21 protein-coding genes are annotated in these 21,512 nt (G+C 74.0%); 10 read left to right on the top strand and 11 right to left on the bottom strand.

Translation table 11 applies throughout. The features are described 5' to 3' along the window. Nucleotides 1-1,182 carry an alpha/beta hydrolase family protein gene (locus ABT160_RS16790; protein ID WP_351648188.1) on the bottom strand — a complete coding sequence of 394 codons (1,182 nt, stop codon included), beginning with the start codon at nucleotides 1,180-1,182 and terminating at the stop codon, nucleotides 1-3. Nucleotides 1,183-1,476: 294 nt separating this feature from the next. On the opposite strand from ABT160_RS16790, the gene ABT160_RS16785 reads away from it, so the two are divergent. Then, nucleotides 1,477-2,172, top strand: coding sequence for a DUF2071 domain-containing protein (locus ABT160_RS16785; protein WP_502984242.1), 696 nt, complete (start codon nucleotides 1,477-1,479; stop codon nucleotides 2,170-2,172). Nucleotides 2,173-2,332: 160 nt separating this feature from the next. Here the strand turns inward: ABT160_RS16785 and yczR are convergent, their stop codons facing one another. Continuing rightward, nucleotides 2,333-3,820 (bottom strand): MocR-like transcription factor YczR, encoded by a 1,488-nt coding sequence (gene yczR / locus ABT160_RS16780; protein WP_351648186.1) that lies wholly within the window; start codon nucleotides 3,818-3,820, stop codon nucleotides 2,333-2,335. A 128-nt stretch (nucleotides 3,821-3,948) separates the two neighbouring features. Between yczR and yczE the strand changes: the two genes are divergently transcribed. The 3 genes from yczE to ABT160_RS16765 all read left to right on the top strand — a co-directional run bounded on the left by yczE (nucleotide 3,949) and on the right by ABT160_RS16765 (nucleotide 7,472). Further along, entirely contained in the window at nucleotides 3,949-4,677 is a 729-nt protein-coding gene (gene yczE / locus ABT160_RS16775; RefSeq protein WP_351648184.1) for a membrane protein YczE, read from the top strand. An 18-nt stretch (nucleotides 4,678-4,695) separates the two neighbouring features. Continuing rightward, a complete protein-coding gene (locus tag ABT160_RS16770; RefSeq protein WP_351648182.1) occupies nucleotides 4,696-5,304 on the top strand; it encodes a nuclear transport factor 2 family protein in 609 nt (202 codons plus the stop codon). Nucleotides 5,305-5,624: 320 nt separating this feature from the next. Continuing rightward, nucleotides 5,625-7,472: a SpoIIE family protein phosphatase gene (locus ABT160_RS16765; RefSeq protein WP_351648181.1), complete on the top strand. Its 1,848-nt coding sequence runs from the start codon at nucleotides 5,625-5,627 to the stop codon at nucleotides 7,470-7,472. Between the two features lie 58 nt (nucleotides 7,473-7,530). Here ABT160_RS16765 and ABT160_RS16760 read toward each other — a convergent pair whose 3' ends face one another. Continuing rightward, entirely contained in the window at nucleotides 7,531-8,019 is a 489-nt protein-coding gene (locus ABT160_RS16760) for a DNA-binding protein (protein WP_502984241.1), read from the bottom strand. A 133-nt stretch (nucleotides 8,020-8,152) separates the two neighbouring features. Here ABT160_RS16760 and ABT160_RS16755 point away from each other — a divergent pair, with 133 nt between their 5' ends. Next, complete coding sequence (locus ABT160_RS16755) at nucleotides 8,153-9,226, top strand: NAD(P)H-dependent amine dehydrogenase family protein (RefSeq protein ID WP_351648177.1); 1,074 nt, start codon at nucleotides 8,153-8,155, stop codon at nucleotides 9,224-9,226. A 3-nt stretch (nucleotides 9,227-9,229) separates the two neighbouring features. Continuing rightward, a complete protein-coding gene (locus tag ABT160_RS16750; protein WP_351648175.1) occupies nucleotides 9,230-9,709 on the top strand; it encodes a carboxymuconolactone decarboxylase family protein in 480 nt (159 codons plus the stop codon). A 147-nt stretch (nucleotides 9,710-9,856) separates the two neighbouring features. On the opposite strand, the gene ABT160_RS16745 is transcribed toward ABT160_RS16750, so the two are convergent. The 4 genes from ABT160_RS16745 to ABT160_RS16730 form a co-directional block, all read right to left on the bottom strand. After that, on the bottom strand, nucleotides 9,857-11,506 hold the full coding sequence (locus ABT160_RS16745; RefSeq protein ID WP_351648173.1) for a GMC oxidoreductase: 1,650 nt from the start codon (nucleotides 11,504-11,506) through the stop codon (nucleotides 9,857-9,859). Nucleotides 11,507-11,597: 91 nt separating this feature from the next. After that, nucleotides 11,598-12,107, bottom strand: coding sequence for a DinB family protein (locus ABT160_RS16740; RefSeq protein ID WP_351648171.1), 510 nt, complete (start codon nucleotides 12,105-12,107; stop codon nucleotides 11,598-11,600). A gap of 48 nt (nucleotides 12,108-12,155) precedes the next feature. Beyond that, complete coding sequence (locus tag ABT160_RS16735; protein WP_351648169.1) at nucleotides 12,156-12,614, bottom strand: GNAT family N-acetyltransferase; 459 nt, start codon at nucleotides 12,612-12,614, stop codon at nucleotides 12,156-12,158. A 105-nt stretch (nucleotides 12,615-12,719) separates the two neighbouring features. Further along, nucleotides 12,720-13,247, bottom strand: coding sequence for a GNAT family N-acetyltransferase (locus ABT160_RS16730; protein ID WP_351648167.1), 528 nt, complete (start codon nucleotides 13,245-13,247; stop codon nucleotides 12,720-12,722). A gap of 120 nt (nucleotides 13,248-13,367) precedes the next feature. Between ABT160_RS16730 and ABT160_RS16725 the strand changes: the two genes are divergently transcribed. Together ABT160_RS16725 and ABT160_RS16720 are read left to right on the top strand one after the other, a co-directional pair. Beyond that, a complete protein-coding gene (locus ABT160_RS16725) occupies nucleotides 13,368-14,399 on the top strand; it encodes a hypothetical protein (protein WP_351648166.1) in 1,032 nt (343 codons plus the stop codon). Between the two features lie 334 nt (nucleotides 14,400-14,733). Then, nucleotides 14,734-15,255 (top strand): hypothetical protein, encoded by a 522-nt coding sequence (locus ABT160_RS16720; protein WP_351648164.1) that lies wholly within the window; start codon nucleotides 14,734-14,736, stop codon nucleotides 15,253-15,255. A gap of 387 nt (nucleotides 15,256-15,642) precedes the next feature. Here ABT160_RS16720 and ABT160_RS16715 read toward each other — a convergent pair whose 3' ends face one another. Then, a complete protein-coding gene (locus ABT160_RS16715) occupies nucleotides 15,643-15,846 on the bottom strand; it encodes a hypothetical protein (RefSeq protein WP_351648163.1) in 204 nt (67 codons plus the stop codon). Between the two features lie 131 nt (nucleotides 15,847-15,977). Between ABT160_RS16715 and ABT160_RS16710 the strand changes: the two genes are divergently transcribed. Continuing rightward, nucleotides 15,978-16,166 (top strand): hypothetical protein, encoded by a 189-nt coding sequence (locus tag ABT160_RS16710; RefSeq protein WP_351648161.1) that lies wholly within the window; start codon nucleotides 15,978-15,980, stop codon nucleotides 16,164-16,166. A gap of 79 nt (nucleotides 16,167-16,245) precedes the next feature. Here ABT160_RS16710 and ABT160_RS16705 read toward each other — a convergent pair whose 3' ends face one another. Next, entirely contained in the window at nucleotides 16,246-16,728 is a 483-nt protein-coding gene (locus tag ABT160_RS16705; RefSeq protein WP_351648160.1) for a pyridoxamine 5'-phosphate oxidase family protein, read from the bottom strand. 44 nt (nucleotides 16,729-16,772) lie between these two features. Then, a complete protein-coding gene (locus ABT160_RS16700; RefSeq protein WP_351648158.1) occupies nucleotides 16,773-18,233 on the bottom strand; it encodes an MFS transporter in 1,461 nt (486 codons plus the stop codon). Between the two features lie 174 nt (nucleotides 18,234-18,407). On the opposite strand from ABT160_RS16700, the gene ABT160_RS16695 reads away from it, so the two are divergent. Next, entirely contained in the window at nucleotides 18,408-19,310 is a 903-nt protein-coding gene (locus tag ABT160_RS16695) for a LysR family transcriptional regulator (RefSeq protein ID WP_351648157.1), read from the top strand. 88 nt (nucleotides 19,311-19,398) lie between these two features. On the opposite strand, the gene ABT160_RS16690 is transcribed toward ABT160_RS16695, so the two are convergent. After that, a complete protein-coding gene (locus ABT160_RS16690; protein ID WP_351648155.1) occupies nucleotides 19,399-20,817 on the bottom strand; it encodes an amino acid permease in 1,419 nt (472 codons plus the stop codon). Nucleotides 20,818-21,512 lie beyond the last annotated feature (695 nt).

The raw sequence follows: 21,512 nt of genomic DNA, 5'->3' as shown, positions 1-21,512 counted from the left end.
TCAGGGGGCGTGGAAGCTGACCTCGGGGTTGGCCGCCGTCGGCCCGTCCAGCAGCGGCTGCGGGACGCCGCGCAGGTGCCGGTCGAAGAAGGCCGCCACGTACGAGCGGGTGATCCGCGTCGAACGGACCGCGGACAGCGGCGACTTGGGCACGCCGAAGTAGTCCTTGATCACCGGCCCGTCGGTGAAGGTGAAGTGTTCGGCCCCGGCCACCGTCACCCAGCGCTTCCAGCCGCCGAGCTCCGGCCAGGTCCGGCCCCACGAGGCGTCGATGCCGCCGGGCAGATGGGTGTCCTCGGCGCCGAGCATCAGGAACGGCCGCCCGCCCAGGCCTCCTTGGGGAAGCGCCCCCCAGAACGCGCCGTCCATGTTGACGCCCGCGCGCACCCGCGCGTCACCCGCCATCGCGGTGGCCGCGCTCGCCCCGCCGATGGAGTGGCCCGCCATCCCGACGCGCCGCGCGTCGATCATCCCCGCGTCCTTCCAAGCGGGGTGACGGCCCGTCAACTGGTCGAGCAGGTACGAGACGTCCTTCGCCCGGGTCCGGGCGACGACCTCCATCGACACCCGGCCCGACTCCACCTCCTCGCAGGCGACGCAGGTGAGCGTGCGCCCGCCCGGCACCGAGATCCCGAACGACTCGTAGGCGTGGTCCACCGACGCCACCACGTACCCCCGGCTCGCCAGGTCCTCGGCGAGCCCGGTGAGCGTCCAGCGGGACACGCTGAACCCGGGCGACAGGACGACGAGCGGGTACCGCCCGTGCGCGGGCCGCGCGCCGAGCCGGGCGTGCGTGACGGCCTGGCTGAGCTCCTCGCCCCGCATCTGCCCGCTCGGGTCGATGCCCGACGCGAGCAGGTCCGCCTCGGCCCGGGTCGCGTACGGCAGCGGGCGCCCGTCGCCGGGGCGCGCCGCCGGGTAGTGCAGGGTCACCATCAGCTCCCGCCCGTCGGCGGTCGGCACCCACGGGTCCTGGCGGGAGCGGTCCACCAGGTGCAGGACGGCGGCGCCCACCGGGCGGGCGCCGGTGGGGGCGGGGATGCGCAGCGGCGCCTGGGAGCGCGGGCCGTCGGTGGCGGCGGTGGCGATCGGCGCGGGTGCGGCGACCGCGGCGGGTGCGGCGAGGGTCAGGGCGAGCACGATCGTGGCGGCCGAAGCGACCGCGGCAGGAAGTCTGATCATGCTCCGAAGCTAGTCGCGGGACGGCGGCCGGCGGATCCGACGACGGTGCCAACCCGGGCCGCGCGCATCAGACTTGGGGACTACGGAGGCGTACGGCCGCGGTAGCCCGTGGTACCGGATCGCGCGCGCACCCGGGCGGGGGATCCGGCCAGCTGGCAGGGGGCTCGGGCGCGGGATCAGGGCAGGTGAAAGGGGCCGCGGACGGTCCTCTAGGGTGTGGTCACCACCGACCGAGAGGGCCCACTCCCCGTGATCGTCAGACCCCCGCGCCTCGCCTCCGTCGTGGAGCGGCGCATGCTCGTCAACTACCGCGTCGACCCCGACGCCGTGGCCCCGCTGCTGCCCGGTCCGCTCCGCCCCCAGCTGGTGCGCGGGCACGCCGTCGCCGGGATCTGCCTGCTGCGCCTGGGCGCGGTCCGCCCCGCCTGGGCCCCCGCCGCCCTCGGACTGCGCAGCGAGAACGCCGCCCACCGCGTCGCCGTCGAGTGGGACGGCCCGGACGGCGTGGAGAGCGGGGTCTACATCCCGCGCCGCGACACCGCCTCGCGCGTCAACCGCTGGGCGGGCGGCCGGGTCTTCCCCGGCGAGCACGGGCACGCCGACTTCACGGTGGACGAGGGGCCCGACGCGCTGCGGGTCGCCTTCGCCACCCGGGACGGCGACACCCGCGTCGACGTCACCGCCGAGATCGCCGAACGCCTGGAGGGCAGCGAGCTGTTCGCCGGCCTCGACGAGGCGTCCGCCTTCTTCCGCACGGGGAGCAAGGGCTACTCGGCCACCGCCTCGGGCACCCACGTCGACGGCATGGAACTCCACACCGACCAGTGGCGCATCGAGCCCGGCCGCGTCCTGTCCGCGTACTCCAGCTACTTCGACGACCCCGACCGCTTCCCGCCCGGCAGCGCCCACCTGGACTCGGTGCTCGTCATGCGGAACGTCCCGGTGCACTGGCGCCCGCTCGCCCCGCTGCCCACCCGCGCCGCCGCCTGATCCCCTGGACCACGCCGGACGGCCGCCCGGGGGAGCGGTCATATGCCGTCCCGTGCCGGAAGGGTGTGGTCCGGGGCGCCGAGGGCCCAGGATGGTGCGGGTAAGGGTGGGCGCCGGCAATCCTCCCGCGCCGCCGGCGCCCACGTCCCGCCCCGCCGCCTCACGCCACCCAGTGCGGCCCCCGCGCCCCCGGTGACGCGGGGAGCCCCGCCTCCACCGCCCGCGCCATCCGCTGCACCGCCTCGCGCAGCTCCTCCGGGCCCGTGGTGTACGGGATGCGCAGCCGCTGCTCGAAGACGCCCGGGTCGGTGGCGAAGTGGGCGCCGCTCTCGATCCGCACCCCGTGCTCCCTCGCCCGCTCCGCGAGCGCCGAGCCGACGGGCTCGCCCAGGTCCACCCAGAGCGAGAGTCCGCCGGGCGGCAGCCGCCAGCTCCAGTGCGGGAAGTACGAGGTGAGCGCGTCGGCCAGCACCGCGCGCCGCTCGCGCAGCCCGGCCAGGCGCGCCACCGGGTCCGGCTCCGCGCCGGTGAGCAGGTCCAGGGCGAGCAGCTGGTCCATCACCGAGCCGCCCATGTCGGTGGCGACCCGCTGCCCGGCCAGCTCGGTGACCAGCCGGGCCGGGGCGCGCAGCCAGCCGATCCGCAGGCCCGCCCAGTGCGTCTTGCTCATCGAGCCGACCGTGACGACCTGCGCGGCCCCGCCGGGCGGCGCGTACGAGGCGAACGGGCGCGGCGCCGGGACATCCAGGGCCAGTTCGGCGAGGGTCTCGTCGACCACCAGCCAGGTCCCGGTGCGGGCCGCCGCCGCCAGGACCCTGCCCCGCACCTCCGGAGGCATCAGGGCGCCGGTCGGGTTGTGGAAGTCCGGGATCAGATAGGCGAGCTGGGGCACCGACTGGCGCAGCGCCGCCTCGACCACCTCCACGTCCCAGCCCGCCTCCGTGACCGGCACCGGCACCGTGCGCAGCCCCGAACGGCGCATCGCCTCCAGCGCGTTGGGGTACGACGGGTTCTCCACGACCACCCGGTCGCCCGGCCGGCACAGCAGCCCCAGGGTCAGCGTCAGGGCGTGCTGCGCGCCCGCCGTCACCAGGACCTGCTCCGCCGTGGTGGGCAGGCCCCGCCGGGAGAACCGCTCGGCCACGGCGGCCCTCAGCTCCGGCAGCCCGTACGGGTGGTAGCCCGGGGTCCCCGCGTGCGCGGCGAGCAGCGGCCCGATCCGCTCCAGGGACCGGGCGAGCACGTCGGCGGGCAGGCCCGGGGCCGCGCGGGCCAGGTCGATGGCGGTGTCGGCGGAGGCGAGGAGCCGCCGCACCCCGTGCGGGGCCCGGCCCTCCGGCAGCGCGGTCCAGGTCCCGGCGCCCTGGCGGCTGTACGCGTACCCGCCCTCGCGCAGCAGGTCGTACGCGGCGGTGACGGTGGTGCGGCTGGTGTGCAGGGCGGCGGCGAGCTCGCGCTCGGCGGGCAGCCGGACGTGCAGGGCGATCCGCCCGTCCAGGACCAGTTCGCCGACCGCCTGGGCCAGGTGCCGGTAGGCGGGGCGGCGGCCCGACAGGTCGGGCAGCAGCGCGGCGAGGCGGCGGCTGCCCAGGGTCCGGTCGCCGCGGGCGGCGCCGTCCCCGGTGGGGGAGGGGTGGGTGTCGGCCATGCCATTCTCCCGGGATTGGCCCTGTGATCGAGGCCGGTCACTCTACAGAGTGGCCCGTGACCGCCCGGGGTGAGCCCGTCCACGGGCCGGACCCACAGGCCGACGGGCAGCACGGAGGACGACCACGCATGCCCGGGACCATCCAGGACCACGACCGGACCCACGACCACGCGCGGCCGGGCCACCGACCCGCCCGGAGCGCGCCGCCCCTGCACTACGTACCCCTGCGGGAACGGCCGCTGCGGCGGCTGCCGCAGCTCTTCGCGGGCCTCGCGCTCTACGGCTTCAGCCTCTCGCTCCTGGTCCGCTCCTCCCTCGGGCTCAGCTCCTGGAGCGTGCTCAACGAGGGCCTGATGCTGCGCACCCCGCTCAGCTTCGGCGCCGCGACCGCCGTGGTGGGCGCCGCCGTGCTGCTGCTGTGGATCCCGCTGCGCCAGCGCCCGACGCTGGGCACGGCCGCCAACGTCGTCGTCCTGGCCTTCGCCTCCGACCTGGGCCTGTGGCTGCTGCCGACGGACCTCTCCCTGCCCGCCCGGTGCTGCCTGCTCGTCGGGGGGATCGTGCTGAACGGCTTCTCCGTCGCGGTGTACGTCGGCGCGCGCCTGGGCCCCGGTCCGCGCGACGGCCTGATGACCGGCGCCGCCGCACTGACCGGCCGCTCGCTGCGGCTGGTGCGCACCCTGATCGAACTGGCGGTGCTCGGCGCGGGCTGGCTGCTGGGCGGCAGCGTGGGCGTGGGCACGGTGCTGTACGCGGTGGCGGTGGGCCCGGTCGCCCAGTTCTTCCTGCCGTACTTCGCCCACCGCACGGAACGGGAGCGCGGGGAGAATCCCGGCCTTGACCTCAAGTCCGCTTGAGGGACCAGGCTCGGGTCCATGAGCAAGACGACGAGCAAGACGACGAACGACACGAGCAAGACGACGAACGACACGAGGAACACGACGATGAACTCGGCTGCGAACGACACCACGTACGTGAACGCGACGGCGCCCCGGAGCACGCGCCAGGACGCCTCCCTCGTCCACGACGTCCGCCACCTCCTCGACCGCGCCGAGATCACCGACCTCTTCGACGGCTACCTGCGGTCCCTGGACGACCGGGAGTTCGACGAGGCCTGGGCCGCGCGCCACTTCACTCCCGACGCGCGCACCCGCACACCGGCCGGGGACGTGCACGGGCGCGACGCGGTGCTCGCGAACGTGCGCACGGCCCTCGCGCTGTTCGACCGGACCGTCCACTTCGGCTCGAACTACGTGATCGACATCGACGGCGACCGCGCCACCCTGCGCGGCAACCAGCTCAGCACGCACGTCCTGGCCGGTGGCGGCGGCCTCTTCCTCTCGGGCGGCCGCACCGAGAACGAGCTGGTGCGGACCGACGCGGGCTGGCGGCTCGTCCGCGCCGACCTGCACGTCTCCTGGACCCAGGGCGAGCCGCCGGTCCTGCCGCCGGAGCTCCTGGCGGCCCGTGGCGGGCGGCCCTGAGCCCGGCCCCCGGCCCCGGCCACCCCTGGAACGCATGATCCAGTGCAAGTCCGTGCGCGCGAACCCCGATTGGCCGAAAGCCCTCCGTCGCGACGCGGTGCGCACGGACTCGGCCCCGACGCGTGCCCGGACCGCCCCGCGGCCGTAGTCTGACCCTCCACCCGCTGCCGGGTGCCGCGGGACCGGCATTGTCGATCCCACGGCGGGAAGGCGTCAGACGCAGCACAATGACGGCTACGCCCGGCCGGGGTGGCGTACCTCGGCGCGGCGTGCCCGGCCGCGTCCACCGGGCGCCGTGACCGATGAGGAGGGAGAGGGGAATGGCTGAACCCCCCACCGAACTCGCCGATTCCATCTGGCAGTTCCCGGGCAGCGACCCGGAAGGGGCCGCCCCCGCGGCCGGCCTCGGGGACGGCGGGCCCACCCTGACCCCGCCGCAGTCCGCCGCCGACGCGATGGGCCTCGCGCCGCGCGAGGGCGACCGGCTGCGGTTCGTGGGCGCCGCCACCAGACGCATCGCCCGGGGCCTCGACCTGGACGAGATCGTGCTCGGGCTGTGCCGGGCGGCCGTCCCGACCTTCTCGGACGCGATCCTGGTCTACCTGCGCGACCCGCTCCCCGTCGGTGACGAGCGGCCCGCCGACCGCTTCGTGCTGCGGCTGCGCCGCTCCACCGACGAGGGCTTCGGCACCCACCGCCTGGCCCGGGTGCCGGCGCTCGCCCCGGGGGAGCTGACGCCCGCCGCCGAACTGGCCGACGTGCGCTACGGCGGCCCGCTGGCCGAGGTGCTGCGCGGGGTGCGCCCGGTCTTCGCCGACACCCCCTCCACCGCCGCGGCCCTGCCCGAACTCCTGGGCGAGGACTTCCCGGTGCCGGGCGAGCGCCGGGTGATCCTCGCGCCGGTGCGGGGGCGGCGCCGGGTGATCGGTGCGGCCGTGTTCTTCCGGCGCGCCGACACCTCCGGCTTCGAGGCCGACGACCTGCTGGTGGCCGCCCAGTTGGCGACGCACACCGCGCTGGGCATCGACAAGGCGGTGCTGTACGGCCGCGAGGTCTACATCGCCGACGAGCTCCAGCGCACCATGCTGCCCGACTCACTGCCCCGCCCCACCGGCATCCGGCTGGCCTCGCGCTACCTGCCGGCCGCCGAGACGGCCCGGGTGGGCGGGGACTGGTACGACGCGATCCCGCTGCCGGGCAGCCGGGTGGCGCTGGTGGTGGGCGACGTGATGGGCCACTCCATGACCTCGGCCGCCATCATGGGGCAACTGCGCACCGCGATCCGTGCGTTGAGCAAGGTGGGCCTGGACCCGGCCGAGGTCCTGCGACACACCCAGGAGCTCGCCCTCGACCTGGGCTCCGACGGCATGGCGACGTGCTTGTACGCGGTGTACGACCCGGTGTCGCACCGGATCACGATCGCCAACGCGGGGCATCCGCCGCCGATACTGCTGCACCTGGGCGGGCGTGCGGAGGTGCTGCGGGTGCCGCCGGGCGCGCCGATCGGGGTGGGCGGGGTGGACTTCGAGGCCGTGGAGCTGGACGCGCCGGCCGGGGCGACGCTGCTGCTGTACACCGACGGTCTGGTGGAGTCGCGGCTGCGGGACGTGTGGACGGGCATAGAGCAACTGCGGGAGCGGCTGGCGGCGACGGCGCAGCTGACCGGGCCGGACCATTCGCCGCCTCTTGAGGCGTTGTGTGACGACGTGCTGGACATGCTGGGGCCGGGGGACCGGGACGACGACATCGCGCTGCTGGCGGCCCGGTTCGACGGGATCGCGCCCAGTGACGTGGCGTACTGGTTCCTGGAGCCGGAGGACGCGGCGCCGGGCCGGGCCCGGCGCCTGGCGCGGCGGGCGCTGGCGCGCTGGGACCTGGAGGAGCTCTCGGACTCGGTGGAGCTGCTGGTGAGCGAGGTGGTGACCAACGCGGTGCGGTACGCGGAGCGGCCGGTGACGCTGCGGCTGTTGCGTACGGACGTGCTGCGCTGTGAGGTGGGTGACGACTCCCCGCAGCTGCCGCGCCAGCGCAGGGCGCGGGAGACCGACGAGGGCGGCCGGGGGCTGTTCCTGGTCAACCGGCTGGCCCGGCGCTGGGGTGCCACCCGGCTCTCCACCGGCAAGGTCGTCTGGTTCGAGGTGGGGCTGCCCGGCGGAGCGCGTTTCTGAGCGGTGGCCTCTGAACGGGGGAGGGGTGGTGCGATCCCGCCCTCCCCGGGGCCCCGCCTCAGTCCTCCGGCGCCGCCTCGTGGGTGCGGGCCAGCAGCCTCTCGTACCGCTGGCGCGCCGCCTGCGGGGTGCCGAGGCCCAGGCCGAACGCCAGGTCCGGCCAGGTCATGCCGCGCCCCCGGGCCATCCGCAGCAGCCCCGCCTCCAGCTCGTCCAGCTCGCCGCGCACCAGCGGCATCAGGGTGAGCGCCGCCGTGATGTCGTCCCGGTCCACCCCGGGCTCGCCGTCCTCGACCAGCGCGGCGCCGCTGAGCAGGAACGACACCAGCCGCACGGCCTCGTGCGGGCCGAGGAGGGCCGGGTTCGTCTGACGGCGCCGCTGCTCCTCGGTGGCCGCGTGCCGCTCGGCGATCCGGAACAGGGACGGGTAGACGCGCCGCGCGCGGGCGTCCTCGGCGCTGGGCGGCGTGAAGGACGCCTTCGACGGGCCGGCCGAAGGGTCGGTCGACGGGTCGGCGTCCGGCGTCCCCGGCTGTGTCTGCTCCATGTCCATGCCCCGAGTGTGCTGCCACACACACTCCACTGTCAACGAAATATTGTGAACGAACTGTTTGCCCACTCGTTCATATTCGGCCCGCACGCCTATGGGAACCGTCACGCCCCGGCGTTACCCTCCGCGCATGATTCCCACGGTTGTCTGGGGCACCGGCAACGTCGGCCGTGCGGCCATACGTGCCGTCCACGCCCACCCGGCTCTGAAACTCTCCGCCGTGATCGTCCACAATCCAGCCAAGGTCGGCCGCGACGCCGGTGAACTCGCCGACGCGGGAAGCGAGTTGGGCGTCGCCGCCACCGACGACATCGACTCGGTGCTGGCGGCCGGGCCCCGGGCCGTGGTGTACGCCGCCTCCGGCGACGTACGCCCCGACGAGGCCCTGGCCGACATCGCGCGCGCCCTGCGCGCGGGCGCCGTGGTCGTCACGCCCGCCCTCTACCCCCTCTACGACCAGCGCAACGCGCCGCCCGAGTTCCGCGACCCGATGGTCGAGGCCATCGCGGAGGGCGGCGGCGCCCTGTTCGTCTCCGGCGTCGACCCCGGCTGGGGCAACGACGTGCTGCCGCTGCTGGTGAGCGGCCTCGGCACCACCGTGGACGCCATCCGCTGCCAGGAGATCTTCGACTACTCCACGTACGAACAGGAGGAATCCGTACGGTACTTGATCGGCATGGGCCAGCCGATGGACTACCAGGCGCCGATGCTCATCGAGACCGTCCCCACCATGGTCTGGGGCGGGCAGGTCCGCCTGATGGCCCGCGCGCTGGGCGTCGAACTCGACGAGATCCGCGAGACGCTCGAACGCCGGCCGCTGGACGAGACCGTCACCACCCGCACCATGGGCACCTTCGAGAAGGGCACCCAGGGCGCGATCCGCTTCGAGGTCCAGGGCGTCGTCGACGGCGAGCCGCGCATCGTCATCGAGCACGTCACCCGCATCCACGCCTCCTGCGCCCCGGACTGGCCGGTGCCGCCCACCGGCGACGGCGCGCACCGGGTGGTCATCGAGGGCCGTCCGCGCATCGAGGTGTCCGTGGAAGCGACCGACGAGGGCGAGAACCGCTCGGCGGGCGGCAACGCCACCGCCGTGGGCCGCCTGGTGGGCGCCATCGACTGGCTCGTGGAGGCCGGTCCTGGACTGTACGACGCACTCGACGTACCGCTGCGCCCCGCAGTCGGCCGACTCGGAAGGAAGTGACCCATGCGCATCGACATCCCCCAGGGGGAGGACCCGATCCCGTACGTCTGGGGCGACATGGTGCCCGAGATCGGGATGGCGGCGTCCAACTTCTCGCTGTCCGTGTACGCCCACACCAAGCTGGGGCTGCGGGAGTTCGAGGCCGCGCGGCTGCGGATCGCCCAGATCAACGGGTGCCAGTTCTGCCTGGACTGGCGCACCGAGCGGGACGGCGAGAAGGTCGAGCCGGAGTTCGCGCAGGCGGTCACCGACTGGCGCACGACGGACGCCTTCGACGACCGCACGCGCCTGGCGGCGGAGTACGCCGAGCGGTACGCGGTGGACCACCACAACCTGGACGAGGACTTCTGGGAGCGGATGGGCGCGCACTTCAGCCAGCGGGAGATCGTGGAGCTGAGCATGGACATCGGCTCGTGGCTGGCGTTCGGCCGGCTCAACCACGTCCTGGGCCTGGACACGGTCTGCGTCCTGCCCAAGCCCTAGCCACGAGGAAACGGGTCGAGGGGCCGCCGGGAGGATCTCCCGACGGCCCCTCTCCCGTGCCGGTCTCAGCGGTGCGGCCCCTTCGGGCCCGGCAGAAGACTCGCCCCCGATGCCTCCTGCCCCGCACCGTCCGTCACGCGCCGCCCGTCACAGGTCGCGGGCGATGATGTTCTCGATGTTGCGCTCCGCGAGCGCCGTGATGGTGACGAACGGGTTCACGCTGGTGTTGCCCGGTATCAGCGCGCCGTCGATCACGTACAGGCCCGGATAGCCGTACAGGCGGCCGTAGTTGTCGGTCGCCTTGTTGAGGATCGCACCGCCCAGCGGGTGGTACGTGAGGTGGTCGCCCCAGATCTTGTACGTACCGAACAGGTCGGTGCGGTAGATCGTGCCCTCCTTCGCGTTGATCTTGTCGAAGATGGACTTCGCCATGTCGATCGAAGGCTGCTTCCAGGCGGTCTGCCAGTTCAGGTCGACCCGGTTCGCCGCCGCGTTCCAGGAGAACTGGGCGCGGTGGGGGTTCTTGGTGATCGACAGGTAGAAGGACGCGTACGTCTCGATGCCGGTCGGCAGCGGCGCGACCTCGGCGAAGGCACCGCCGGCGTCCCAGTTGTCGATTCCGCCGCAGGGGATGGACGCCTGCACCTTGCCGGTGGGGTCCCACAGGTGGTTGGCGCGGCCGCACATCACGTTGCCGTTGTCGCCCCAGCCCTGGCCGATCTCGCCGTTGAGGTTGGGCAGGACCCCGGTGGCCTTCAGCTTGACCAGGAGCTTGCTGGTGCCGACGCTGCCCGCCGCGAAGAACACCCGGTCGGCCGTGACGCCCTTGGTGGCGGCGACGCTGCCGTCGGTGTTCAGCTGCTCGATGGTGACGGAGTAGGTGCCGCCGGACGCCGGGGCGACCGAGGTGACGCGGTGCAGCGGGGTGATCGACACGCGGCCGGTGGCCTTGGCCTGCGCGATGTAGGTCTTCTGCAGGGACTTCTTGCCGTAGTTGTTGCCGTACAGGATCTCGCCGTCCAGCGCCGACTTGGGCACCGTCCCGGCCTGTTCCTGCTCCATGTACGCCCAGTCGTAGACGTCGGGCACGAAGACGAACGGGAAGCCGGAGCGCTGGGCGTGCTTGCGGCCCACCCGTGCGTACTGGTAGCACGGCGCGGTCTCGAACCAGTCCGGGTTGACGAGGCCCACCCCGAGGCCCGCGTTGGCGCGCGGGTAGTAGGTGCCGTACATCTCGTCCGGGTTGACCGAGGGCAGCACCGCGCCGAAGTTCGCGCGCTTGGGCGTGACCGCCATGCCGCCGTTGACCAGGGAGCCGCCGCCGACACCGCGGCCCTGGTAGACGATGATCCCGCCCATCTCCTCGGCGTCGAGGATGCCGGTGTACTTCGGGACGTCCTTGTCGATCGGGAAGCCGAGGAAGTTGCTCAGCGGCTGTTTGGTCTTGGTGCGCAGCCAGAACGAGCGGTTGTCCGGCTTGGTGGTGTTGGCGAAGATCTTGCCGTCCGCGCCGGGGGTGTCCCAGGCCATGCCCATCTCGACCATGTGCACGTCGACGCCCGCCTGCGCCATGCGCAGCGCGGCGACCGAGCCGCCGTAGCCGGTCCCGATGACCAGGACGGGGACGCGGGCGCCGTCGCCGATGGGGGCCGCCGTCGCCCGTACCGCCGCGCGCGGCTGGGCCGCGATGGCGGGACCGGAGAGGACGGCGGCCCCGAGAATAGAACCTGTTCCTGCGAGGAATCCACGGCGTGAGACGCCGCCGGATCCCCCATCACATCTGGCAGTACCACTCATGTGATGTTCCTCACTCTAGGGGGAATGGGAACGAGTTCTACTGCCGATTGCTTGTCAAGTCACGGCATACCAAGTGGTAACTTCGCGCCAGTCAGGCCCCCGTGGCGCCGTCCACGCCCTCCCGCAGGAAGTCCGCGTGCCCGTTGTGCCGTCCGTACTCCAGCAACACGTGCACCATCACCATGCGCAGCGAGACGTCCTCGCCCCAGCGCGGCTGACGACCCGTCAGTTCCAGTGAGCCCGCGGCGCGTTCGATCCGCCGCGAGACCTCCACCTCGGCCTCCCAGGCGGCGAACGCCTCGGCCCGCGAGGAGCCGCTCGCGTCGTACGCCGCCTGGAAGTCGACCTCCTCCGACCACACCATGGGCGCGTCGCCGTCCTCGAACACCCGCCGGAACCAGGCCCGTTCGACCTCGGCCAGGTGCCGTACGAGACCGAGCAGGGTCAGCGTGGACGGCGGCATCGAGCGCTCCTTCAGCTGCTCGTCCGTCAGTCCCGCGCACTTCATCGCCAGGGTGGCCCGGTGGTAGTCGAGGAAGGCGCGCAGCGTCTCGCGCTCGTCGCCGAGCAGGGGCGGGCCGGTCCTGGGGTCGTCGCTCATGGTCGTTCCCTCGGGGAGTCGGTGCGGAGCCGGCGGAGAGCCGGGCGTTCAGGTCCGGGGCGTGATGTCGTGCAGGGCGTACGTGAGGAAGGGGATCGGGCTCGCGTGCCGGTCGTAGGCGGCGCGGGCCCGGTAGTTGTCGTGCGCGGTGCGCCAGCGCATCGAGGACCAGCCGTGGGCCACCGTGATCCGGCGCAGCTCCTCGAAGAGCGCGTCGACCACGCCGGAGCCGCGGTGCTCCGGGTCCACGTACAGGTCGTCGAGGAAGCCGCGCTCCCCGGTGAACGGCGACTCCTCCGCGCGGTAGTGCGCCAGGCCCACCGGGGTCCCGTCCTCGGTGCGCGCGATCAGGCAGCGCGGCGCGCGCGACGGGTCGTTGATCCAGGACCACGCGCGGTCGAGCTCCGCGTCGGTGAGCGGGTTCTCGTAGAAGACGGCGTACCCGGCGAAGAGCTCGCGCCACCGGGCGTGGTCCTCGGGGCGTACGGGGGTGACGGTGACGGCCATGGGTTCGCCTTCGGTCGGACGGGCTGATCTTGGCGTGACCCTAGGTGCGTGCTTGCACTAGCGTCAAACGTGATACGCACTAGTGCGTATCACGCTCCCGGTGGCTCACATGGGCAGGGACAGCAGCCGCACCGGTCCCGCCGGCCACGACGCGCCCTCGCGCAGCGGCGTCACCATCGTGCGCAGCGGCATCCGTACGACCCGCTCCCCGGGCTGCTCCACGTGTACGTCGGCGTCCTCGCCCAGCTCCCGCCAGCCCAGGCGCCCGTACAGCCCGGTCAGCGGCGCCCGGCAGAACAGCAGCGCGTGCTCCGGGCCGAGCGTCCGGGCGTGCACGAGCGCCGCGCCCACCACCAGACGGGCCAGGCCCCGCCCCCGTACCTCCGGGGCTACCGCGACGCCGCCGACGCCCACCACCTCCGCCTCGCGCCCGTCCACCCGGACCGGCATCCGCAGCAGGCCCGTGTGGGCGACGAGCCGCCCGTCCAGGCGCACGCCGAAGTGGACGTCCTTGGACCGCCAGGTGAGCCCGGCGTCGTCGACGCCGAACGGGTCGGGGCCGTCGCCCAGGATCCCGGCCTGGTCGGCCCGCGTGTAGGTGTCGAGGCGTGTCGCCGTCAGCTTCTCGTTCATCCCGGCATCCTGCGCCCCCGCCGCGGGACCCGTTCACGCGGGGTCCCCCGGTTGTGGCCGCCCCGGACTGGACCTAGCGTCCAGTCCGGGGGCCGGCCGCCCGCACCACCGGAGGTACCCGTGTCCCTGCTCCACCGCCTCGCCGCCCCCCTCTGCCTCGCGGTCGTGTGCGGCGCGACGGCCCCGGCGGTCGCCGCGGGCGCGGAGGTCCCCGCGGCCGGTCCGCGGACCTCCCGGCAGGCGGACCAGGGAACGGGCCAGGCGGACCGGGCGCCGCGCTCTCTCAGGGTCGTGCGCGGTGCGGGCAGCAGTTTCGTCATCGCCTTCGACCCCGCCTTCGACCTGGTCCCCGAGGCCGAGCGCACCTTCGAGGCCGCCGCCCGCCAGTGGGCCGACGTCCTGGTGTCCCCGGTCCCGGTCACGGTGGACGTACGGGCCCTTCCGCTGCCTGGCACCCCGGTCCTCGGCGGCGCGCAGGCGGGCTCCTGGCACTCCGTCCCCGGGCGCCCCGACGACCTGCTGTACCCCGAGGCCCTGGCCAACGCGCTGACGGGCCGCCAGCAGGACGACCTCCTGCCGGACGTCCAGGCGTGGTTCAACCCGGCCGCCGCCTGGTACCTGGGCGCCGACGGGCACCCCGGCCCCGGGCAGAGTGACTTCCGCAGCACCGTCCTGCACGAGCTGGGCCACGGGCTTGGGTTCGCGGGGCTGCACGTGACCGGGCCGATGCGGTGCGGCGCGCCGGACGCGGGGTGCCAGCTGGGCCGCACCCCGTTCGGCGACCACCTCGCGGTGCGCCTGCCGGACGGCGCGTACCGGCCGCTGCACACCTTCCCCGACGGCTCGCCCGAGCTCGCCCGGGCGCTCACCTCCGACTCCCTCTACTGGGACGGCTTCTGGGGGCGGCTCGCGGCCGGCGGGCAGCCGGTGCGGATGTTCGCGCCGCCCTCCTTCGTGGAGGGCAGCAGCGCCAGTCACACCTGGATGGACCTGGCGCCCGGCGCCCAGGCCCTGTCCGCGTGGTGGTCGGCGGACGAGCCGGAACTGATGCGCCCCGTACTGCGTCCCGGGCGGTACGCGCGCACCATCGGGCCGGTCGTGCGCGGGGTCCTGCGGGACATCGGCTGGACCCTGCGGGACGGGGCGTCGTAACACGTACGAACCGCCTCGATCCGCTCGCGGCGCCCGGACGTCGACCTCACCCCAGCGCATCGCCCTGCGCACCCGAGGGGAAGCGGAGAGTGAACGCGCTTTCTGTGGCGGGTGGGGCACCGCGATCCGGCCGACTTGATCGGAACGGACCTCCGCGCTCCGCCGGGACCCCCGTGGCCGGACCCTGACGCCGGACAATCATGAATGGAATGTGAAGGCGCTCGCGGTGCTCGTGGGCGTGGCGTGAAGGTGACGTTCACGAGGAATCGACATCCGGCCAACGCCGTGAAGACGGTGGAGACGCCGCGTGGATCACCCCCTACTGTCCAGCGTCATGTCCATCACCAAGAAGCGGGTCACCGGACTGGCCGCCTCGGCCGCCCTGGCCCTCGCCTCCCTCAGCCTCGCCACTCCCGCCTCGGCCGCCGACGCGCCGTTCCTCCAGATCACCCCGGACAAGGCCACGGCCGTCCCGGGCGACACGGTCAACGTCGCCGTGAAGTTCACCAACAACGAGACCACGGCGGTCCAGTTCGTCTGGCAGTCGTTCCAGCCCAGCTACGGCACCAGCAACGCCGTCAGCCTGAGCAACCTCAAGTACACCTGGACCGGCTGCACCACCGACACCGGCGCAAGCTGTACCGCGAACGGCAGCGCGCCGGGCTACACCGCCCCCATAGCGCCGGGCCAGGCCCGCACCTTCACCCTGACCTACAAGGTCGAGGAGAACAGCAACTGCGGCGGCGGCATGGACATCAGCTTCTACTCGTACCTCTACTACGAGTACGCCGGCGGCACCGCCACCAAGGACGGCATCTCCAACTCCGGCAACACCCACGTCAACTGCCCCGTCTGAGACCGGCACCGGTACCGCCGGAACTCGTAGCACCGGCACCGGTACCGACGTAGGCGCGACGCCCGTGGCGGCGTCTCCCGGCCGCCCCCGGCCGGGAGGCGCTCCCATGGGCACGGCACGTCCGCGTGCCGTGCCCGCCGGGGCCGGTGCGGTGCGCACCCCGCCCGGCCCCGGAGCCCGAGAACCGCACCGATGGAGCAGCCCGTTCGTCGGCGGGGACCCGAGCGAGCGGAGCCGACGCCCCCTCGACGGCGCACGCCCCCGGCCGTCCGCGTCGCGCGCTGAACCGCCGGAGCGCCGCGTCCCGGGCCCGAACCCGGCTCCCGGGCGACGGCCCGGGCCGTGGCGGGCCGAGCGGCGGACGGCCGCGGAGGCCCACCCGCCCGGTCAGTCCGAGGAACCGCTGTCGTTCGACCCCCGGCCCGACCGGCCGCGCGACCGCGCACCGCGGCGCACCACCTCGCCCAGCGCCAGGGTCACCGCCCCGACCGCGCGGGCCCAGCGCGGACCGCCGCGCGACGCCCACACCACACAGGCGCACCCGCCGAGCGCCACCACGACCACCACGCACAGCACCAGCGTGACCAGCACGGAGTTCCCCCTCTTCCCGTCGCGTCCCGTTCCGGACCGGCCGCCGCCGGTCTCCGCCGGCCGCCCGCCATTGTCGCAGCCCAGCGCCGCGCGACCATCGCGTCACCCACGTCGTGGGCTGCCACATCGAGATGACGAACCGGCCCGGCGTCGACTACCCGGTCCGCACCACCTACCAACCCGACGAGCCGGTACTGGAGATGACGGTCGATCAGCTCCACGACCTGCGCGCGGCCGTCCTGGAACTCGACGCGGCGCACGCGGGCGAGGTGCCCCCGGGCCACTACTCCTACCCGGACTTCGTGATCTGCCCGGGCTGACGGCGCGCGAACGCCCGCCGCCCCCGCGCCCGGCGCCCCCGGGCGGGGGAGACGGGCACGAGGGCGACGGGCCGGGCGGTCAGTCCTCCGGCTGCCAGATGACGCTGCCCAGGTCGGAGCCCCTGACCACTTGCACCCGCCAGGGCTCGATCCGGATCACGTGGTAGCCGGGGTCGTCCACGCCACCGGGCCAGTAGCGCGCCGGGTCGTACCCCAGGCCCGGTGGACTGCCCTCCTCGTACAGCCGCCAGGCGTGCCGCCGCGAGGCGTCGTCCTCGGCCCAGGACGAGACCGCGTCGACGAAGGCGGCGTTCTGGCGGGGGCTCCAGTACGCGAACGTGGTGTGCGGGTTGTTCGCCAAGTGGGCGGCCTTCACCGGGGTCTTGTAGGCGGCGAGCCAGCCCACCGGCCGGCCGTCCACGACCTCCCACACAGGGAAGAGCACCCGGGCGCGCGGCCGGTCGCGCCGGTCGACGGTGACCATCGTGGCGTACTTGATGTCGCTCACGTACGTCAGGAACGCGTCCTGGACGTCGGCGAACTCCTTGGTCCTGCGGGTCATCGGGATCCCTCCTCGAGGTGGCGTACGCGCGGGGCGGCGGGCGGTCAGCGGGCGGCGGGCTCGGCCACCACCGCGTCGGACGCGGCCTCTCCGGAGGCGACCGAGCGGCCCGCGCGGCGGCGCAGCCCGAAGGCGGAGACGACGGCGGCGAGCAGCGCGGCCGCCAGCGGCACGGCCAGGGCCGCGTGGAAGCCGTCCAGCCGGTCGGCGGGCGAACCCGACGCCGTGGTCGCCACGTTGACCGCCGTCACCACCGACAGGCCGAGCGCCGCGCCGAACTGGAAGGAGGTGTAGAGCAGCCCGCCCGCGAGGCCCTGCTCCTCGTCGGCGACGCCCTCGGTGGCCACGATCGTCAGCGGCCCGTAGGCCAGGGCGAACGCCAGGCCCAGCACGATGAGGCTCGGGAACATCGCCGCGTACGTCCAGTCCGCGCCGACGGGCAGGAACAGCGCGTACGCCAGCGAGGCGAGCAGCAGACCGCCGAAGATCACCCGGGCGTTGCCGAACCGGGCCACCAGGCGCGGGGTGAGCGTCGGGGCCAGCACCGCGTCCGCCCCGATCACGAGCATCGCGAAGCTCGTCTCCAGCGTGGACCAGCCGCGCAGCTCCTGCAGGTACAGCACCACCAGGAACTGGAAGCCGAAGAACCCGGCGGCGAACAGCAGCCCGGCGACGTTGGCGCGCACCAGCGCCCCCGACCGCAGGATGCCCAGGCGCACCAGCGGCGCCGCCGCCCGGCGCTCCACGGCCACGAACACGGCCAGCGCCAGCGCCCCCGCCCCCAGCGTGCCGACGGTCTGCGCGAGCGGCGCGTGCGCGGCCCGCTCCACGCCCAGCACCAGCAGCACCAGCGCGGCGGTCACCGACAGCGCGCCCGCCAGGTCCACGCCCTGCCCGTCCCGCGCGGGGCGCGGCGACTTGGGCACCAGGACCGTGGCGGCGAGCAGGATCACGGCGGACAGCGCGACCGGCGCGAAGAACACCCAGCGCCAGCCCAGCGCGGTCAGCAGCCCGCCCGCGACCAGGCCGATCGAGAACCCGGCCGCCGCCGTCCCCGAGTACAGCAGCAGCGCCTTGGTGCGCCGCGGCCCCTCGGGGAACGACGTGGTGATCACCGAGAGCCCGGCGGGGGTCATGAAGGCGGCCGCGACTCCGGTCACGAACCGCGCCGCGATCAGCGTCCACCCCTCGGTGGCGAACCCGCCCAGGCCGGAGAAGAGCAGGAAGACCGTCAGCCACAGCAGGAACATCCGCCGCCGCCCGAACAGGTCGGCGGCCCGCCCGCCGAGCAGCATGAACCCGCCGTAGCCCAGGACGTAGGCGCTCATCACCCACTGGAGCTGACCGGTGGACAGGCCCAGGTCCTGCCGGATCGACGGCAGCGCGACGTTGAGCATCGCCACGTCGATGCCCTCCAGGAAGATGGCCCCGCACAGGACGAGCAGGACGCCCCAGTCGCGGGGGCGCAGCGCCCCGTCGGCGGGCGCGGACGTACGAGTGCTCATGGCATACCTCGGCAAGGGGAAGGGGCCCCGCGAGCGCGGGACCGTTGGTTGAAGTGCGTACGACCACCCTCGTCCCGCGCCCGCACCGGAACAACGCCGAAGAACGCTACGTTCGTTCAGTCGTGCTTACCGATCAGAACGCGACCGCGCCCGGAGCCCCCGCAGGAGGCCGCCGTGGAGCGCGATGAGCTCGAATGCTTCCTCGTCCTCGCCGAGGAGCTCCACTTCGGCCGCACCGCCGAACGCATGCGGCTGTCCCGCGCCCGGGTCAGCCAGCTGGTGCAGCGCGTCGAACGGCGGGTGGGCGCGCCCCTGTTCCTGCGCACCAGCCGCCGCGTCACCCTCACCGCACTGGGCCGGAGCCTGCGCGACGACCTGGCCCCCCACCACCGGGGCATCCAGGACGCGCTGGCCCGGGCGCAGGACGCGGCCCGGGGCGTGACCGGCACCCTGCACGTCGGCTTCTCCACCCCGCTGGCGGGCGAGGTCGTCCTCGCCGCCGCCGAGTCCCTGCGCGCCCGGCACCCCGAACTGGACGTGGAGATCTGCGAGGTGCCCCTCACCGACCGCTACGGGCAGCTGCGCAACGGCGAGTTCGACGTGCAGCTGGTCGAACTGCCGGTCCGCGAGGCCGACCTCGGCGGCGGCCCGCCCCTGGTCACCGACGGCCGCGTCCTCGCGGTCGCCTCGGGCCACCCGCTGGCCTCCCGCGCTTCGGTGACCCCCGAGGACCTGGCGGAGCTGCCGCTGCTGCGGGTCGGCGGCGAGGTGCCCGCGTACTGGCTGGAGGAACACGTGCCGCCGAGCACGCCCGCGGGCCGCCCGGTCGGCCGGGGCCCGTCGGTGACCAGCATGCAGGAGGCGCTGATGCTGGTGGCCGCGGGCAAGGGGGCGCTGCTGTGCGCCGGGCACAGCGCGACGTACTTCGCGCGGCCGGGGGTGACGTACGTGCCCTTCGAGGCCGCGGAGCCGATCGGGTACGGCCTGGTCTGGCGGGCCGCCGACCACTCGGGCGCGGTCCGGGCGTTCGCCCAGGCGGCCGGGGAGGCGGCGGGGGAGCGGACGGTGGCGGTCTGAGTCACTCCCGCCTCCGGCCCAGGCGTCCCGCGCACGTGCCGGGGGCCGGTCCCGTACCCGTACGGAACCGGCCCCCGGCCCACCGTGGCTAGCGCGCTTCGGCCTTCCGCTGCCGCGCGTACCCCACCGCCGCGAGGAACACCGCGAGCCCGCCCGTGAAGTACAGCTGCAGGCGCGTGTCCGGCTCGACCGCCATCAGGAACAGCACCGCGACCACGCCCGCCAGCGCCACCCAGGTCAGGTACGGGAAGAGCCACATGCGCACGACCAGCTTGCCCGGCGCCTCGCGCTCCAGCCTGCGGCGCAGCACCAGCTGGGAGACGGCGATCAGGCCCCACACGATCAGGGTGGCCCCGCCGACCATGTTCAGCAGCCAGGCGAAGACGGTCGTCGGCCACCAGTAGGACAGCAGCACCGCCACGAAGCCGAAGGCGCTGGAGGCGAGGACCGCGCGGCGCGGCACCCGGCCGGAGACCTTCCCCAGGAACTTCGGCCCCTGCCCCCGGGTGACCAGCGAGTACGCCATGCGCGAGGAGCCGTAGATGTTGGCGTTCATCGCGGACAGCAGGGCGATCAGGATGACCACGTTCATGATCTCGCCGCCCGCGGGCACGCCGAGCCGGTCCAGGACGGCGGCGTACGGCCCCTGGTCCACCACGGCCGGGTCGTGCCACGGGATCAGCATGACGATCACCAGCATCGAGCCGACGTACACGACGGCGATCCGCCACATCGTGGTGCGCACCGCCTTCGCCACGCCGCGCACCGGGTCCGCGGACTCGGCGGCGGCGATGGTCACCGTCTCCAGCCCGGCGTAGGCGACGACCGAGGCCAGCAGGCCGACCAGCAGGCCGCTCACGCCGTTGGGCAGCAGCCCGCCGTCGTGCGCGAGGTGCGCGGTGCCGGGGGAGGCGGTGCCGGGCAGCAGGCCGAGGATCGCCAGGGTGCACACGGTCAGGAAGAGCGCGATCGCGGTGATCTTCAGCGCGGCGAACCAGAACTCGAACTCGCCGAACCGGGAGACCGCGCCCAGGTTGGTCGCGCAGAACACGGCCATGAAGACCAGCACCCACAGCCAGGACGGGGTGCCGGGGAACCAGCCCTGCACGATGTGTGCCGCCCCGATCGCCTCGACGGCGACGCCCACCACGAGCAGCGTCCAGAACATCCAGCCCGCCGTGAAGCCGGCCCAGCGGCCGATCGTGCGGTCGGCGTGCACGGAGAACGAGCCGGAGGCGGGGTTCGCCGCCGACATCTCGCCGAGCATCCGCATCACGCACATCACCAGCAGCCCGGAGACGGCGTAGGCCAGCACGATCGAGGGCCCGGCCGCCGCGATGCCCGCGCCGGAGCCCACGAAGAGCCCGGCGCCGATGACCCCGCCGAGGGCGATCATCGAGAGGTGGCGCTGCTTGAGGCCGTTGGAGAGCGGCGCCTGCCGCTGTTCTTCGTCGGCTTCGGGCTGCGCCGCACGCACTGCGGGCGTGGGCGTCGGAGTCCGGGTCATGAGGAGCCTGTCCAAGAGCTGAGATGAAATTGCCCTCGATTATGAGACGGTCGGACGGGCGCCCGCCCCTGGTGTCCGATATCCGGAAACCCGGATCGCTATCCGTGACGCGGCGATTACGGGACACATGTCCCGTTCCGTCCGCATCCCGCCCCCGCATTCACCCGAACGGGGGCGTGTCCGTGTAGGTGTGCGGACCCTTCGGTGCGCTTACGGGGCGTGAGCCTGCGGGTAACGGTGTGACCATACGGGGAGCCGACCGGCCCCCGGGGGACACGGTCCGGAGGTGCGGCGCATGGGCAGGACCCCGGGGCGGCACCGCCGGTACCAGGGCGGGGACGACACCTCCCCGGTGCTCGGGTTCACCACCGCCATGGGGCTGGCCGGAGCGCTCGCGCTGTCCGTCCAGGCCCTCGGCGGCGCCGGCTACCACGCCGGACCCGGGATCCCGGGCGGTTCCCACCCGCTCTCCGTGCTCCCCGCGCCCGACCGCGGCCGGGGCTCCACCGCCGTACCCGCCCAGCACGGCCGTCCGGCGGTCCAGCCGCCCGCCGGGGCCACCGCGGCCGCCTACGCGCGGTCCGCCGGGGGCGGGTCCGTACCGGTGGACCCCGGCCGCACGCTCCCGGCGACGGCACCCTCCGCGGTGCCGTCCCGGGCCACGACACCACCGCCGTCGCCCGGAGGGGAGGCGG

This window comes from Streptomyces sp. NPDC001941 (genome assembly GCF_040296945.1).
Classification (GTDB): domain Bacteria; phylum Actinomycetota; class Actinomycetes; order Streptomycetales; family Streptomycetaceae; genus Streptomyces.
Note: the sequence above shows the minus strand (reverse complement) of the source record. Positions and strands in the feature narration are given on the sequence as shown.

Bases quoted from the DNA above. Each gene is read 5' to 3' on its own strand.
- ABT160_RS16790 (WP_351648188.1), bottom strand. From the start codon at position 1,182: ATGATCAGACTTCCTGCCGCGGTCGCTTCGGCCGCCACGATCGTGCTC.
- ABT160_RS16785 (WP_502984242.1), top strand. From the start codon at position 1,477: ATGCTCGTCAACTACCGCGTCGACCCCGACGCCGTGGCCCCGCTGCTG.
- yczR (WP_351648186.1), bottom strand. From the start codon at position 3,820: ATGGCCGACACCCACCCCTCCCCCACCGGGGACGGCGCCGCCCGCGGC.
- yczE (WP_351648184.1), top strand. From the start codon at position 3,949: ATGCCCGGGACCATCCAGGACCACGACCGGACCCACGACCACGCGCGG.
- ABT160_RS16770 (WP_351648182.1), top strand. From the start codon at position 4,696: ATGAGCAAGACGACGAGCAAGACGACGAACGACACGAGCAAGACGACG.
- ABT160_RS16765 (WP_351648181.1), top strand. From the start codon at position 5,625: ATGGCTGAACCCCCCACCGAACTCGCCGATTCCATCTGGCAGTTCCCG.
- ABT160_RS16760 (WP_502984241.1), bottom strand. From the start codon at position 8,019: ATGGAGCAGACACAGCCGGGGACGCCGGACGCCGACCCGTCGACCGAC.
- ABT160_RS16755 (WP_351648177.1), top strand. From the start codon at position 8,153: ATGATTCCCACGGTTGTCTGGGGCACCGGCAACGTCGGCCGTGCGGCC.
- ABT160_RS16750 (WP_351648175.1), top strand. From the start codon at position 9,230: ATGCGCATCGACATCCCCCAGGGGGAGGACCCGATCCCGTACGTCTGG.
- ABT160_RS16745 (WP_351648173.1), bottom strand. From the start codon at position 11,506: ATGAGTGGTACTGCCAGATGTGATGGGGGATCCGGCGGCGTCTCACGC.
- ABT160_RS16740 (WP_351648171.1), bottom strand. From the start codon at position 12,107: ATGAGCGACGACCCCAGGACCGGCCCGCCCCTGCTCGGCGACGAGCGC.
- ABT160_RS16735 (WP_351648169.1), bottom strand. From the start codon at position 12,614: ATGGCCGTCACCGTCACCCCCGTACGCCCCGAGGACCACGCCCGGTGG.
- ABT160_RS16730 (WP_351648167.1), bottom strand. From the start codon at position 13,247: ATGAACGAGAAGCTGACGGCGACACGCCTCGACACCTACACGCGGGCC.
- ABT160_RS16720 (WP_351648164.1), top strand. From the start codon at position 14,734: ATGTCCATCACCAAGAAGCGGGTCACCGGACTGGCCGCCTCGGCCGCC.
- ABT160_RS16710 (WP_351648161.1), top strand. From the start codon at position 15,978: ATGACGAACCGGCCCGGCGTCGACTACCCGGTCCGCACCACCTACCAA.
- ABT160_RS16705 (WP_351648160.1), bottom strand. From the start codon at position 16,728: ATGACCCGCAGGACCAAGGAGTTCGCCGACGTCCAGGACGCGTTCCTG.
- ABT160_RS16700 (WP_351648158.1), bottom strand. From the start codon at position 18,233: ATGAGCACTCGTACGTCCGCGCCCGCCGACGGGGCGCTGCGCCCCCGC.
- ABT160_RS16690 (WP_351648155.1), bottom strand. From the start codon at position 20,817: ATGACCCGGACTCCGACGCCCACGCCCGCAGTGCGTGCGGCGCAGCCC.